General features: G+C 65.0%; 12 protein-coding genes and 1 tRNA gene. 4 read left to right on the top strand and 9 right to left on the bottom strand.

Annotated elements, in window-relative coordinates; translation table 11 throughout:
- Nucleotides 1–7 precede the first annotated feature (7 nt).
- The 5 genes from NET02_RS12385 to NET02_RS12405 form a co-directional block, all read right to left on the bottom strand.
- Nucleotides 8–922 carry an ABC transporter permease gene (locus NET02_RS12385; RefSeq protein ID WP_284057736.1) on the bottom strand — a complete coding sequence of 305 codons (915 nt, stop codon included), beginning with the start codon at nucleotides 920–922 and terminating at the stop codon, nucleotides 8–10.
- Between the two features lie 99 nt (nucleotides 923–1,021).
- Nucleotides 1,022–2,680 carry an ABC transporter substrate-binding protein gene (locus tag NET02_RS12390; RefSeq protein ID WP_284057737.1) on the bottom strand — a complete coding sequence of 553 codons (1,659 nt, stop codon included), beginning with the start codon at nucleotides 2,678–2,680 and terminating at the stop codon, nucleotides 1,022–1,024.
- A gap of 76 nt (nucleotides 2,681–2,756) precedes the next feature.
- Nucleotides 2,757–3,980 carry a metal-dependent hydrolase family protein gene (locus tag NET02_RS12395; RefSeq protein ID WP_284057738.1) on the bottom strand — a complete coding sequence of 408 codons (1,224 nt, stop codon included), beginning with the start codon at nucleotides 3,978–3,980 and terminating at the stop codon, nucleotides 2,757–2,759.
- A gap of 83 nt (nucleotides 3,981–4,063) precedes the next feature.
- Nucleotides 4,064–5,215: an NAD(P)/FAD-dependent oxidoreductase gene (locus NET02_RS12400; RefSeq protein WP_284057739.1), complete on the bottom strand. Its 1,152-nt coding sequence runs from the start codon at nucleotides 5,213–5,215 to the stop codon at nucleotides 4,064–4,066.
- Nucleotides 5,212–5,943: a GntR family transcriptional regulator gene (locus NET02_RS12405; RefSeq protein ID WP_284057740.1), complete on the bottom strand. Its 732-nt coding sequence runs from the start codon at nucleotides 5,941–5,943 to the stop codon at nucleotides 5,212–5,214. The genes NET02_RS12400 and NET02_RS12405 overlap by 4 nt, the downstream gene beginning before the upstream one ends.
- A gap of 285 nt (nucleotides 5,944–6,228) precedes the next feature.
- Here NET02_RS12405 and NET02_RS12410 point away from each other — a divergent pair, with 285 nt between their 5' ends.
- Nucleotides 6,229–7,113 (top strand): NAD(P)-dependent oxidoreductase, encoded by an 885-nt coding sequence (locus NET02_RS12410; protein WP_284057741.1) that lies wholly within the window; start codon nucleotides 6,229–6,231, stop codon nucleotides 7,111–7,113.
- A 179-nt stretch (nucleotides 7,114–7,292) separates the two neighbouring features.
- Here the strand turns inward: NET02_RS12410 and NET02_RS12415 are convergent, their stop codons facing one another.
- Nucleotides 7,293–7,763 (bottom strand): DUF6917 domain-containing protein, encoded by a 471-nt coding sequence (locus tag NET02_RS12415; protein ID WP_284057742.1) that lies wholly within the window; start codon nucleotides 7,761–7,763, stop codon nucleotides 7,293–7,295.
- Nucleotides 7,764–8,028: 265 nt separating this feature from the next.
- On the opposite strand from NET02_RS12415, the gene NET02_RS12420 reads away from it, so the two are divergent.
- Nucleotides 8,029–9,069 carry a proline racemase family protein gene (locus tag NET02_RS12420; protein WP_284057743.1) on the top strand — a complete coding sequence of 347 codons (1,041 nt, stop codon included), beginning with the start codon at nucleotides 8,029–8,031 and terminating at the stop codon, nucleotides 9,067–9,069.
- A gap of 72 nt (nucleotides 9,070–9,141) precedes the next feature.
- Here the strand turns inward: NET02_RS12420 and NET02_RS12425 are convergent, their stop codons facing one another.
- Nucleotides 9,142–10,380, bottom strand: coding sequence for a Zn-dependent hydrolase (locus NET02_RS12425; protein WP_284057744.1), 1,239 nt, complete (start codon nucleotides 10,378–10,380; stop codon nucleotides 9,142–9,144).
- A 533-nt stretch (nucleotides 10,381–10,913) separates the two neighbouring features.
- Nucleotides 10,914–10,989: transfer RNA gene (locus tag NET02_RS12430), tRNA-Lys, on the bottom strand.
- Nucleotides 10,990–11,516: 527 nt separating this feature from the next.
- Between NET02_RS12430 and NET02_RS12435 the strand changes: the two genes are divergently transcribed.
- Together NET02_RS12435 and NET02_RS12440 are read left to right on the top strand one after the other, a co-directional pair.
- Complete coding sequence (locus NET02_RS12435; protein ID WP_284057745.1) at nucleotides 11,517–11,771, top strand: protein-L-isoaspartate o-methyltransferase 1; 255 nt, start codon at nucleotides 11,517–11,519, stop codon at nucleotides 11,769–11,771.
- A 97-nt stretch (nucleotides 11,772–11,868) separates the two neighbouring features.
- On the top strand, nucleotides 11,869–12,699 hold the full coding sequence (locus NET02_RS12440) for a DUF92 domain-containing protein (RefSeq protein WP_284057746.1): 831 nt from the start codon (nucleotides 11,869–11,871) through the stop codon (nucleotides 12,697–12,699).
- A gap of 316 nt (nucleotides 12,700–13,015) precedes the next feature.
- Here the strand turns inward: NET02_RS12440 and NET02_RS12445 are convergent, their stop codons facing one another.
- Nucleotides 13,016–13,687, bottom strand: a complete 672-nt coding sequence (locus tag NET02_RS12445; RefSeq protein ID WP_284057747.1) for a chlorite dismutase family protein — start codon at nucleotides 13,685–13,687, stop codon at nucleotides 13,016–13,018.
- Between the last annotated feature and the right edge of the window lie 37 nt (nucleotides 13,688–13,724).

Raw genomic sequence — 13,724 nt, forward strand, 5'->3', positions numbered from 1 at the left:
ATCTCCGCTAGTAGCGAATGCGTGGATCGAGGTATGTGTACAAGACATCGACAAGAAGGTTCAGGAGGACGATCACTGCGGAGATACTCACTACAAAAGCTTGTAGGACAGGAATATCTCGCCCTCTGATCGCTTGGATCGCAAGAAGGCCCATACCCGGATAACTGAAAACTGTCTCTGTGACGACCGAGCCTCCTAGGAGATAACCGATCTGGAGCCCGATCACTGTCACCACTGGAATGGCCGCGTTCTTTAGCGCATGTCTGGTCAGAATCGTTCTGTCGGCCAAGCCCTTCGAGCGAGCTGTGCGAATGTAATCGTGGCTGAGAACTTCGATGAGACTGGAACGCAGAATTCTCGCTACCATAGCGGATGTGTATAGACCAAGGGTTACTGCCGGAAGGATGATGTATTCTGGGCCACGGTAGCCCGACGTTGGCAGCCAACCAAGCTGAACTGAAACGATCAGAATAAGCATGATGCCTAACCAGAACGTCGGCATCGATTGGCCGAACAAGATCGCCATCATGCTCAGGCGATCGAAAAACGAGCCCTGCCTCGTCGCGGCGAGGATGCCCACCGGAATCCCCAAGCCGAGCGATACGACCGCGGAGGTAACTGCAAGGCGAAGCGTGGCGGGTATACGCTCCACAACGAGGTCGAGGGCAGGGCGTCGAATCCTGTACGAATAGCCGAAGTCGCCTTGCAGCGCGCGACCGAGAAAGAGTCCATATTGAACGAGAATGGGTCGATCGAATCCCATGCGTTCGCGGATCTCCTGCACCTGTTGGGGTGTTGCATCCTCCGGGACCATCATCGCTGCAGGGTCACCTGAGAGGTGTATGAGGATGAACACCACAAAAGAGATGCCGAGCATCACGAAGAACGCATGTAAGATTCGATGCAGAAGGAATGCGAGCATCTCGCCTCCGAGAGAGCGCCGTTATCGCCCGATGTCGCCCCCGAAGCGACGTGACAACGCCCGGGGTGCGAACGTTGTATGTCCCTCAGGCAGCTGCGGTTAGCTCCAGCTCATCTCATGGACATTGAGCAGCTCGTCCGAGCGAGGCTGCCAGCGCAGATCTGCCTTGACTCCGTAGATGTCTTCCTGCACGTAGAGGAAGATCCATGGAGCCTGCTCGTGCAGGTATGCCATGAGCTCGTGATAGATCGCTTCCCTTCTTTCGGGATCGAACTCGCTCATTGCCTCTTCGATCATGCGATCGCTTTCGGGTGAGTTGTAGTAGAGGCCACGACGCTTGCTGTGGAAGTGCCCGCCCATGACGCCATCCGCATCGAGCGTGGACGCACCCCAGCCGAGGAGGTACAGCCCAGGAATTTCCAGATTCAACCAGCGTGTGAAGTACTCTTGGAACTCAGCTGGCCTTACCTCGACTTGAATGCCAACATTCGCGAGATACCCTGCCACAGCCTGTGCAACCTCGAGGTCCTGCAGGTATCGGCCAACGGGTGTATCCAAGGTTGTCTGGAAGCCGTCTGCGTAGCCGGCCTCGGCCAACAGTTGCTTTGCCTTCTCAGGGTCGAACGGGTACGGCTCGAGGTTCGGATTGAAGCCGAACTCAGCTGGACCTGAAACTGAGGCGATTCGCAGCCCGTGTCCCCCGAGAAGGTTGTCGATGATCGATTGGACATCCACTGCGTAGTTTAGTGCTTGCCGTACGCGCACGTCGTCGAAGGGCGGATTCCAGGTATTCATGCCGATGAAGATGGTGCGAGTACTGGGCACCGTGCGGATATCCAAGTCTGATCGCTGTTCGATGGTCGGTATATCCGTGATGGGGATCAGCGTAGCGAGGTCGAGCTCGCCAGCCAACAGTGACGCCACGCGTGTCGCGGCCTCTGGAATTGGACGGAACTCGACGGATGGGATAGACGGGCTGCCGCCCCAGTGGTCCTCAAACCGTTCTAGTATTATGTGGTCGTCCTTGACCCATTCCACGAACTTGTAGGGGCCTGTACCGATCGGTGAGACAGCGAACTGTTCTGAACCCATCTCTTGATACTTGTCCGCTGGAAGTGCGTAGAGATAGCCGAGTATCGTAAGCAGAGGAGGAAATGGTTCTCTCGTAATAATGCGGACAGTATAGTCATCCACCGCTTCAACGCGATCGATCACTTCCACTCGCGTGCGCGATCGCGAATTGACGGACGGGTCGAGTACTCGTTCGATACTGAACTTGATGTCTTTCGATGTCAGCGGGTTCCCATCATGGAAAAGCACGTCACGTCGAAGCTGGAATTCCCACGTCAGCTCGTCGATCGTTTGCCACGATTCCGCCAGCGCTGGGACGAGGTTGAGCTCGTGATCGCGCTCCACGAGCGAGTTGAAGACATTTCGAAAGACAGCGATGGCAACCGTGGACGTGTCCTCGTGGGGATCGAACGAGGCGATGTCGACACCCTGCGCGATGACGATAGGGCGTGTAGACGATCCAGTAGGTGTTTCACCGCCAGGTTGCGTGGCGACCGTTGGGGTCGATGACGTACCAGGGCCAGCGTCTTCACCTCCAGGAGTCTGCTCATCGGAAGCTTGACTGCACGCCGCCAAGAGCGCTGCCGTGCCTACAAGGCCGCCCGCCGCAAACTGGAGAAAGCGACGCCGGGATTGGACACGAGCGAGCGCCCGTCGAGCCGATACCGTGTTCCCCTGCTCGTTCATGGTGCTCCCTCCTCAGTGCAATCGCCGCGGCAATGCGGTGCCGAGCGACTGTCGTGAACTTGCGCCAGCGGCTCCGCTACAGGTACAGCTCGCCGTCGCGGACGAAGTGCTTTCCGTCGCGGATGACGTGAACTATGGACCGGAGTGCACGCACGTCGCTGAGCGGATCCCCGTTGACTACGATGACGTCAGCCGCGAGCCCAGGGGTCAGCGTGCCGAAGCGATCCTCCATGCCCATGATCTTGGCCGCGTTACCGGTTGCGGCGACGATGCAGTCCATCGCGCTGATGCCGGCAGCTTCTTGCATGAGGAGCATCTCTTCGACCATTTCACCGGCGCTGTCGGTGCCGACCCCATACCGAACGCCTGCCTGTACTGCTTGGGCGAAGCTCTCTTGCTGGGGACGCAGAGCGAGGTCATAGATCAAGTCACAGGTCGCTTGATCCCCGGCCTCGCGGTAGTACTCGGCAACTCGATAGAGCCCACTCATCGTTGGCACGAGATCGACCCCTCGTTCGATCATCATATGGATCGCTTCTTCATCTAAGAAAACGCCATGCTCGATCGAGTCGATCCCTGCCCTGATCGCATTCTTGATGCCTTCGGTGGCATAGGCATGGGCACAGGTCTTCTTACCGTGCTTGTGCGCCTCCTCGATCCCCGCGCGGAGCTCTTCCTCGGTGAACTCGACGTGCTGTGGGTGCTCCTGAGGGTAACGGGCAAGGCCAGCTGTGGCCATGAACTTGATGTGGTCGACGCCAGTCAGGAGTTGCTCGCGCACCGCCTTGCGTACCTCATCGGGGCCGTCTGCCTGGCGAGCCATCCAGTATCCGTGTCCGCCCGTCATCGAGATCGCCTGCCCTGCTACGAACATGCGTGGTCCAGGGAGCAATCCTTCGTTGATCATGCGGCGCAAGGTGACGCTGATGTCATAGCCGGCGCCAACCTCTCGAGTGGTTGTGATGCCGGCTCTGAGCTCGATCAAGAGATTGCTCGCTGAGAGCACAGCCAGGTACGTCGGGGATTCTCTCACCAAGCGATTCGATGCTTCGCGGTACGACGAGACGCCTGGGGTGACGTACCGGAGCCGCTTGCGATACGCGTGATCGTGCAGGTTGATGAGACCAGGCAACACCGTCTGCCCAGTGGCATCGACCACCGTATCGCCAGGTTCGCCACGATGCGCTCTATCCTCGACGCTCGCGATCCGGTCTCCCTCGATGATGACCGTGCCTCGTTCGATCGGATCTCGACCGGTACCATCGATGATCGTCCCGTTGGTAATCACGATTCGTGCCATCTGTCGTTCTCCTTTCGTTCTTCCCTCGCCAAGCGATCGTCTCTTTGTAAACGCGCACTGATACGTCCCGTTGACAATCGCGGCTAGAAGATGACCGATTCTGTCAAGCGGAGATCACTGCGGAAGCGCGTGGCCGTGAGCGCTGAGGCGTCCCATGTAACTGGCGCCCCATGGACGATCCATTCGGCCACCAATAGCCCCACCGCTGGGCTATGCATAACGCCGTGCCCGCTGAACCCGCACGCCACGTATAACCCCTCCTTATCCTCAACTGGACCGAGAATCGGATGGTGATCGGGTGTGAGCGACCGTGCCCCGGCGTACGCGCGCACGACCTTGGCTTCGACGAGGACGGGCATCCTCCGCGCGGTTGCCTCGTGGATACGGGCGAATCGATCCCAGTCGACGGTGGCCTCCAATCCCGGGCGATCGTCCTTGTCTGTACCGCCGAGTAGCACTTCGTACCCGTGTGTGTGGGCATACCACCCGGTATCGACGTCGACGGTGAGCGGTACACTGCTCGGCACGCTGGGCGGGCGCTCCACGACGAAGACCTGGCGCTGGTACGGGAAGACGGGAAGATCGATACCGGCATACGCCGCAACTTGCCGTGTCCACGGCCCGGCTGCCAGGACTACGGTTTGGGCCGTCCAGGTCTGCTCAGGTGTCTGCACCCGCCACGCGGAGCCATCCATTGCCGAGAGGCCAGTCACAAGGCTCTCGGTGACGACTTCTCCTCCGAGCTCACGGAACCGTGCCAGAAAGCCCTGCACCACGGTGTACGGGTCGAGCGATCCGTCCAGTGGACAATAAGCTCCGCCGATCAAGTCGTCGACGCGGAGGGCCGGGTGGAGTTCGGCAATCTCATCAGGAACCAGAAGCTGCGTCGGGACTCCGCACTGGCGCTGGAGTTCTGCCTGCCGTTGAAGGGTCTCCCAATGTTCCGGGCTGGTCGTTACAAATAGGTAGCCGTGCTGCCTGAACCCGGGATCGACGCCGAAACGCTCGAGGAACTGTTCGAAATACGGGAGACTGAGCTGGCTGAGGCGGATGTTGGCCTCGGTGCCGAACTGCAAGCGAATACCACCGGTTGCCTTGGAGGTCTCTCCGGCACCCGGAGATTCCTGCGCTTCTAGGAGGACAACGTGGAGGTTTGCATCGAGTTCCTTGAGGTGGTACGCGACGCTCGCCCCCGCTACGCCAGCGCCGATGACGACGACATCTGCTGATCTCATCCGTTCTCCTTTGCCGATGATGGTCGCCCCGGCCATCCGGTAAACCAGTGCCGGAGCCGGCCGGAGGCGACCTCCGCGAGCACATCGTCCAGGTATCTCATGATGTGCTCGCGCATCCGGGCGGCCGCACTTGCGGCATCACCTCTACGAACGGCGCTAAAGATCTCCTCGTGCTCCTGCATCTGCTTCTGCGGGTGGCTCATGATGCTGGCTGAGATCATGCGAATGCGTTGCATTTGGGAATCGATCGTGGCCATGAACGACGAGAGCTGCTTGTTGCTGTGCTTGTCGATGAAGAATCCGTGGAACTCGTTGTTGGTGAGGAAGAATTCCGGGAAGTCCTCGCGGGCAAGGGAGTCTCGCGCCCGGTCGAGAATTTGATCCAACGCGGCCAGATCATCCTCGGTCAGTCGCGGTACGACCTGCTCGACGACATAGGGCTCGATGAGCGACCGTGCCTCGTAGATGTCGCGGACATCTTCGACGCGGAGCTCAGCGACGATCGTCTCCTTGAACGGCGTGATCACGACGAGCCCGTCACGCTGAAGATGAACCAAGGCGGTACGGATCGGGCTCTTGCTGATGCCGAGCATGGCTGCGAGTTTAGCCTCGGTGATCAGCTCACCTGGCTCAAGCTTCAACTCGAGGATCATCCGCTTGATGACCTCATAGGCTTGTTCGGCCAGTGAGGTCCGGGTAAGCGGTGTAACCGGGGTCTGGGTCGCCACACCTGCTCCTCGTCCGTTGCGGTCTGATGTTGTAGACATCATATACCAGATACCGACCGCTGTCAAGGCCCTACCCAGTCTCGGCGCCGGATATCAGGGGGGGGAGCAGCTCGAGGAGGGAGAGAGCAGCTGCGTGCCGCTCCGGCAGCGAGCTGCCTGTTTGGTAAGCAAGAGGTTGACAGGGCCGGTGGGCGGGAGTACGGTGAGGGCGAGTTCGACAGACCATCGAGAGGATGAGGCGCTTCGATCGCTCGCAGGGAGCGGGCGCTGACTGGAGGTCGACCCATGGCGACGATCGGATTCATCGGCCTGGGCAACATGGGCTTCCCGATGAGCCGCAACCTCCTGCGCGGCGGGCACCGGGTCGTCGGCTACGACATCGCCGCGCCGGCGCGCGAGCGGTTCGCGGCGGCCGGCGGCGAGGTGCGGCTGGGCGTGGCGGAAGTGGTTCGGGAAGCGGACGTGGTGTGCACGAGCCTGCCGGGACCAGTCGAGGTGGAGGAGGTCTACCTCGGTCCAGGTGGCGTAGCCGAGACCGGCCGGGCGGGCCAACTGGCCATCGAGCTGAGCACGATCGGCCCGACGCTGGGCCGGCGAGTGGCCTCGACGCTGGCAGAGAAGAGTGTGGGCTTTGTAGGCGCGCCGGTCTCCGGCGGAGTGGAGGGCGCTGAGGTCGCGACGCTGACCATCATGGCTGGGGGCTCGGCCGAAAGCTTCGCCCGGGCCGAGCCGCTCTTCGGCCTCCTGGGCAAGAACATCTTTCACGTGGGTGAAGACCCGGGGGCGGGGTATATCGTCAAGCTGCTCAACAACTTCTTCATCGGCTTCTACACCGAGGCCGTGGCCGAGGCGCTAGCGCTAGCCGATCTCCTCGGGTTCGACAAGGAGAAGCTGTTCCAGATCCTCAACGTGAGCTACGGCCGGAGCGGCATCTACCAGCGCAACTACGAGCTGTTCATCGCCAAGGAGCGCTACGAGCCGGGGTTCGCGCTGGGCCTGTTGCTCAAGGATCTCGCCCTGGCGCGGTCGATGGCCGAGGAGTTAGGGGCGCGACTCCCGATCTTCGAGCGCCTGCTGGAGGTGTACCGCCAGTCCGTGGAGGCCGACTTCGGGACGAGAGACATGGCCGCGCAATATCTCTATGTCAAGTCACTGCAAGGCGGGGCCTGAGCGACTCGGCGTGAGCGGCTACGGGCGCGCTGTCTTCCCCTGCCAAGCTCGGGGCTCGTCCGGGAGCTGTGCAGTGATGGAGCGAGCGGGCCGCGAGCAGCGCACCGTGGGTCGGCCCGGAGGCGGCGACTCGCCGGATACCCTGCTCCGCCGGCGAGCGCGGTGGGCGGTCGCGCTCGTCAGGCCTTGCCCGACGATGTGAGCACGAACTCCACCGTCTGGCCGGGAGTCAGGCCGCGCTCCGCACCGTGGGCCAGGCGGTCAGCGCGCACGACGATGTTGAGGTGGTTCGGCTCGTGTGAGGTATCGAAGCCAGCGACCACGCCGACAGTCTCGCCGGCGATCGAGCACGTGTCCCCGACGATGACGATCCCGCCGGTCGGAAAGCGCACGAAGCCGAGGTAGGCCGCGCGCTGCACGGTCTTGCCGGGTTGGGCATCGGGCTCGTCGGTGACGGCCAGCTCGGCTATCGAGCCGTCCGGAAAGGCGCGCGAGCCGACCGGTTCGAGCTCCAGCCCGCGTCGTTCGAAGGTGACGCGCAGGACAGCGACGAGCTGGCCGCGGAGCGGCGCCTTGGCTGCGAAGGGCTGTGGCGGCACGATCCCCAGGGCATAGGGGTCGCGTGTGCGCTCTGGATCCTTCCCGCTCATCTTCCCTCCGCGCTCATCAGGCCTAGCAGTCCCTCGAACGAGCTGCAGCCATCTGTCCTGCACTCGCGCTGCCTCTCACCGGCAGCCTAGCAGGCCAGGGCGGACCAGTGCAAGGTGGATGCCGGCCCATCGATCGCTCGGATTGGAACGGTCCGCCTTCCACGGCTCTGATAGTCATGTTTTGGCGGGTTGCAGGTGCCTGCTCCAGCGCGTAGGATGCGGCAAGCGGGAGGGATCGTGGCCAGGGAGGGAGAGGAGCGAGGCAATGTTCGGGCATGCGCGTCACGTGCTCCACGTCTGGGACTACCACCACGGGCAGGCGACGAGGATCGTGGTCGGTGGCTGCCCGCCGCTGCCAGGCAAGACGATGGCCGAGAAGCAGGCCTACCTGGCCGAGCGGTACGACCACCTGCGGGCGCTGATCTGTCGCGAGCCGCGCGGGCATCGGAACATGCTCGGCGCCTTCCTTACCGAACCGGCCACCCCGGGCTGTGATGCCGGGGTGATCTTCGTTCACCCCGATGGCTACTTCGAGGCCTGCGGCGACTCTACTTTCAGCGTCGCGGTCGCGCTGGTCGAGAGCGGCATGGCCCCGCGACAGCTCGAGGACGGCGAGCAGTTGCTGCGGCTCGACACGGTGCTGGGGCCGGTGCCGGTGACGGTGGAGCTGGCCGGCGGGCGCGTGCGCTCGGTCACTATGCGCAGCGGCTGGTCGCACGCGCTCGGAGCGACCACCCTGGAAGTCGAGGGGCTGGGCGCCGTGCAGGCCGAGCTGGCGTGGGGCGGCCTGCTCTACGCCTTCGTGCCCGCGGCTACGGTTGGCTTGCGGCTGGGCCCGGATATCGCCCCGAGTGAACGGGAACAGGTGCTGGATACCGGCACGCGAATCTGGCGGGCGGCTCGCGAGCAGGCGCGCGCCGACGTGCCCAGCGTGCAGGCAGGCCGGCCGGTCGACCTGATCACGCTGTACGAGGACGTCGACGCGCAGGGGCGCCCGATGCCGCCGGGAGATGGGCAGCCGGCCGGTTCCCGCGTGGCGAACTTCTACGCGCCTCGCACTATGGGGCGCACGCCCTCCGGCACCGGCACTGCGGCGCGGGTGGCCCTGCTGCACCAGGCCGGCCGACTGCCGCTGGGTGCGGAGTTCTACCACGAGAGCCCGCTCGGCCTGCGCTTCACCGCGCGGACGGTGGCTGCCGGCACCGAAGGCGTCGTCTCCGAGATCTCGACGATGTCCTATTGTATGGGGATCGCGACGCTGGTACTCAGGGACGACGACCCCTTCCACGAGGGGTTCGCGATCTGAGTCCTCGGAGGCCGATCAGGCTCTGCCGGCGACCACGAGGGGTAACCGCGCTGGAGCGCTCGCCTGGCCATCCTAGTAGGCCACGCGATGCAGCCCGGCTGTCAAGACCTGGATGCCGGCTACGGCGTCCTCAGTCGTGGTGAACTCGGCTGGGGTATGGCTGCGGCCTCCCACGCTCCGGACGAACACCATCGCCACCCGGGCGATATGCGCCATCCGCTGGGCATCGTGCACCGCCCCGCTGGGCATGGTCGTCACCGGGATCTCCTGTTCGGCCGCAGCGTCGAGGAAGAGCTGGACGAGTTCAGGGTCGGAGGAGCACGGCGGATGGCTCGTCGTGATCCGCCAGCTCACCTCGCGGCCATGGCGCTGAGCGATCGAGCGCAGGGTCTCCTCGTGGGCGGCGCAGAGTTCGGATAGGGCTGCGGGGTCGGGATGCCGGACATCGATGGTGAAACTGACCTTCTCTGGGACGATGGCGGGAAAGTTGGGCTCGACCAGCACCCGTCCAACGGTGGTCACGGCCGGACGACCGATCTCGCGTGCCCGGGCGATGACCGCGCTGATCATCTCAGCGGCGGCCGGCATCGGATCCTGGCGCAGATCCATCGGCATGGCGCCGGCATGGTCGGCGCGACCGCGAACCTCGACCAGGTAGTGGCGGATTCCCGGGAAGCCGGTCACGACTGCGACCGGGAGCCCCTGTTGCTCGAGGATCGGGCCCTGCTCCACGTGGAGCTCGATGAAGACGTCGATGTCGTCTCGCTTCGCCTCCGGAATGCGGCGGGGATCGAGCCCGACCGCGCGCATGGCGTCGGCAATCGTGACGCCATCGTAGTCGCGCAGCGTCTCGGGCTCGTCGGGGCCGATGAGGCCAGTCACGGCGCGCGATCCCCAGAAGTTGGTGGCCGGGAAGCGGCTCGACTCCTCCTCGCAGAAAGAGACGAGCTCGAGTGTGCGCCGGGGCGTGCCGAACCGCTCGCGGAGCGTCCGGAGAGCGACGAGTCCAGCGATGACGCCGAGCGCGCCGTCGAAGCGCCCGCCTGGCGCCTGGGAGTCGATGTGCGACCCGGTGACGATACTCGGCCCTCCCTCGAGCCCTTCGAGCCGAGCCCAAACGTTGCCGACCGCGTCTTGTCGAGCGTGGAGGCCAGACTCCTCGGCCCAGCGCATGACCTGCTGCTGAGCTCCGACCCACTCCGGCGTATACACCTTGCGGACGACGCCGGTGTCGCCCCAGGCGCCGTAGCGCGCGAGCTCGTGGAGCAAGCGCTCGACGAGCTCGGCGTCGATCGCGATTGTCTCGCTCATCTGCTCCCTCCCCTCGTGGCTCGACCCTCTGGCCCATTGTGCCGCCGAACGGCCCGCGAGTCCAGGACGGCAAGCGAAGTCCGGTGTGGGAGCATTCGACCACTGTATCCCACCCCTTAGGGAGAACGCTGCGTTCAGAGTGTGGCGTCCTCCATACGGTAAACACTCATCCGATGCCGCTGTGACCGGGTCACGCATCACGCTGGAGGCAGCATAGAGTGAGCTTTATTGCAGTAAACCTGTCCGGTTGCCTGGAGAGTTCCAGCCTAAAGCAAAACGAGCGGTTACAGGCCCAATGGGGCATGGCCGCACCGGTGACCGAGGGTACGAGCGTCGACTGATAGTCGGGACTCGTTGGCGAGAAGCCGCGAGCGATGTACCCTACACAGGCCAGACAGGCGAGCGAGGGACTCCTCTTCGCGAAGCGAACCCGGAGGAGAGCGTAGCCTGGCGGGTGTGCTAGCGCGCTTAGTCGGCCGGCAAGAGGGCGTGCACCGGCATGCATAGCCCGACGACTGTCGGGTAGAGCCCAGTGGTAGGCCGGGTGGGAATCGAACCCACAACCCGCGGATTAAAAGTCCGCTGCTCTGCCAGTTGAGCTACCGGCCCGAGGCGTACGACACCCCGCGCACAACCTCATTCTACCACTACGGCACCCTCGCTCTCCGCTTCCCGGCGCCGCAGCCCGCTCGACCCGGCGGTGCCTCGCCGGCTCCCGGCCCGCTCGAGCCCGCGATCCGGTGGCCCGGGAGCCACGCATCGAGCGCGTGCCTGCGCCCGCCCTGCCGGTCATGCCCTCCCGGCACCGCCGAGCCCTGGCCTGGCGCCAGGGCCCGGCGCGGGCGGTCGCTTGCGGCATCCCTGTCGAACCCAGCAAGCTCGTGGATTCCTGGCGTCCGGAAACCTTTCTAGAATGCGCGCTGCATGCATCGACCGTCTCCCGGGGAGCGAGGCCAGTCCCGTGACGCGCTGGTCGTATCAAGAGCGGACGGCGCAGTCCCGCCAGCCGTGCGGTACGCTGTACCTGTGATGCCGCCAGCAGGCGATGCCGTGGCGGGTATACTCCGGCGGCTCGGTAGACCGGCAGCGGCACGGGTCAGCTACCGGGTCGACGCGAATCCAGAGAGGCAGGCACGATGACGATCGACGAGGCGACTGCCCTCCGCCTGGCGGGTGAAGCTGTGGATCGGGCGGGTGGCAGTCGTCACATCTATCGCAATCCACGTCACCCCTTCGCGCCCAACGCGATCCGCTCCTTCGAGATCGAGGGGTACCGGGTGGTAGTCCGGTTCGGCGAGATCAGCAGCCCGGCCATCGTCGAGGTCGAAGGCTGGGTGTTCGAGATCCAGGAAGAGGGGTTGATCACGCTCTTCCGTCCCTCCCGGGAGTGAGGACGACGGTGGATCGACACCTCGCGCGCTCGGCCGGGGTGCGCACGGTGGCAAGATATCCGGGCGATCGAACGGGAACCGGGCGGAGGCAGGCGTGGTGCCCGAGAGCTTGATCGGCCGGCTCGCGCTCGGCCTGGCGCTCAGCGCAGCCATCGCCGGGGCCGGAGTCTGGCGCCGGGCGCTGACCTGGAGCGGGGCTGCCGGGGCGCTGGTGTCCGGCACCATCGTCTTCGGGCTCGGCGGGCTAGCTTGGGCCGTCCCGATGGTCGCCCTCTTCGTGTCGGGCAGCGCGCTCTCGGCGCTGGGACGCGAGCGCAAGCGCGCGCTCGGCGAAGTCGCGGCCAAGGGCGCCCGGCGCGACCTCATGCAGGTGCTGGCCAACGGCGGAGCCGCGACCGCGCTTGCGCTGGCCGCGGGCTCGGCCGGCCTGGCTACGTCGCTCTTCCCTGCCTATCTAGGGGTTCTCGCCGCGGTCACGGCTGATACCTGGTCGACCGAGATCGGCGGGCTGAGCCGTCGCCCGCCGCGGCTGGTCACGACGCTGGCCGTCGTGCCGCCAGGGACGGCCGGCGGGGTCACCCCGCTGGGCCTGCTCGCAGCGACGGCCGGCGGACTCTGGATCGGCGCGGTCGGCTGGCTCTCCCTCCTGCTGGAGGGCGGGCCGGCAGCGATCGGGCTGGGTGCCGCGCTCGCGCTCGGCGCGCTGGCGGGGCTGGCGGGATCGCTCGTCGACAGCGTGCTCGGGGCGACGGTGCAGGAGGTGCGCTGGTGCCCTGCCTGCCAGGCGGCCACGGAGGCAGCGGTGCATCGCTGCGGAGCTCCGTCTTTGCCTCATCGCGGCTGGCCAGGGCTGACCAACGACGCGGTGAACTTCCTAGCCTCGCTCATCGGGATTCCGGTCGGGCTCTCGGTGGCGATGCTGGCGTGATCGCTCGGTGCCACTCGCCGAATCTGCTCGCTGCCGTGGTGCAGGAGACCCCCGCCCGACCAGCCGCCAGTGGCCAGGTGGAGGACTTGCCCACTGGCTGGGCTCGAAGCTCGAGGTTGCCTGCCCTCAGGGCACCCTCCGCCCCGGACGGCGCCGAAGGCGACGTGGCTAGCTCCCTGGCTGGTCGGCAGGGGCGACTACGTATGCGACCACCTCCCCTGTGTTGCGGCGGCCTGCCTGGAATCCCGGCTGCCTGGGGCGGGCCCGGTGTCAGAGGTCTTCCGCTCTCCCTCCCGGCGTCACTGGCGGCGGATCGCTAGCTCAGGTCGGCCAGAACGTCTTCCGGCTCCTTGCGCAGGCCGAGGAAGATCGGCGTATCGAGCTGGGTGTAGCGGCGCACCTCGGCGGCGCGGAGCCGCTGCACCATCGTCACCAGCGTGGCGACGTCGTCGTCTTCGAGGGCGACGATGAACTCCTGATCCTGCACTCCGAAGGAGTTGACCGTATTGGTGAGGACGCTCGGGAACTCGTCGCCGAGTCGCCCGTGCTCGATCATCAGCTCGCGCCGGCGCTCGAACGGCAGCAGGTACCACTCCGGCGTCTTGATGAACGGATAGACGCTCAGGTACCGCTTGGGGGGTACGCCGCGCAGGAAGGCTGGCCCGTGGGTGGGGTCGTACTGCGAGGCTCCGGCGACGCCGAGGTAGGCGTAGCGCATCTCCAGCGCCTGCCCCAGCGGTGTCCGGTTGAGCGCGACCGCGAGTCGCTGCAGGCGCTCCGGGTCGTCGGCCAGCAGCCAGAGGATCAGGTCGACGTCGGCGCGAAAGCCGATGGTCGAGTAGGCTCCCCGCAGGCGCACGTCCTCGGTATCGCCCAGCACCCGCAGGAACCGCTCGCGAGCTGCTCCCTGAGCGTCCGGCGGCAGCTCCCGCCAGCGCGGCGTCGCCTTGTAGAGCCAGAAGACTGTGTAGACCGGCTGTGCGCTCATCTTCCCGTGCTCCCCGTCAGTCGGCCAGCGGAGGGCG

It is taken from the genome of Thermalbibacter longus, from assembly GCF_023806485.1.
GTDB classification, from domain to species: Bacteria; Chloroflexota; Chloroflexia; order Thermomicrobiales; family Thermomicrobiaceae; genus Thermalbibacter; species Thermalbibacter longus.

Coding starts and splice junctions, on each gene's coding strand:
- NET02_RS12385 (WP_284057736.1), bottom strand. CDS start 922: ATGCTCGCATTCCTTCTGCATCGAATCTTACATGCGTTCTTCGTGATG.
- NET02_RS12390 (WP_284057737.1), bottom strand. CDS start 2,680: ATGAACGAGCAGGGGAACACGGTATCGGCTCGACGGGCGCTCGCTCGT.
- NET02_RS12395 (WP_284057738.1), bottom strand. CDS start 3,980: ATGGCACGAATCGTGATTACCAACGGGACGATCATCGATGGTACCGGT.
- NET02_RS12400 (WP_284057739.1), bottom strand. CDS start 5,215: ATGAGATCAGCAGATGTCGTCGTCATCGGCGCTGGCGTAGCGGGGGCG.
- NET02_RS12410 (WP_284057741.1), top strand. CDS start 6,229: ATGGCGACGATCGGATTCATCGGCCTGGGCAACATGGGCTTCCCGATG.
- NET02_RS12415 (WP_284057742.1), bottom strand. CDS start 7,763: ATGAGCGGGAAGGATCCAGAGCGCACACGCGACCCCTATGCCCTGGGG.
- NET02_RS12420 (WP_284057743.1), top strand. CDS start 8,029: ATGTTCGGGCATGCGCGTCACGTGCTCCACGTCTGGGACTACCACCAC.
- NET02_RS12425 (WP_284057744.1), bottom strand. CDS start 10,380: ATGAGCGAGACAATCGCGATCGACGCCGAGCTCGTCGAGCGCTTGCTC.
- NET02_RS12435 (WP_284057745.1), top strand. CDS start 11,517: ATGACGATCGACGAGGCGACTGCCCTCCGCCTGGCGGGTGAAGCTGTG.
- NET02_RS12445 (WP_284057747.1), bottom strand. CDS start 13,687: ATGAGCGCACAGCCGGTCTACACAGTCTTCTGGCTCTACAAGGCGACG.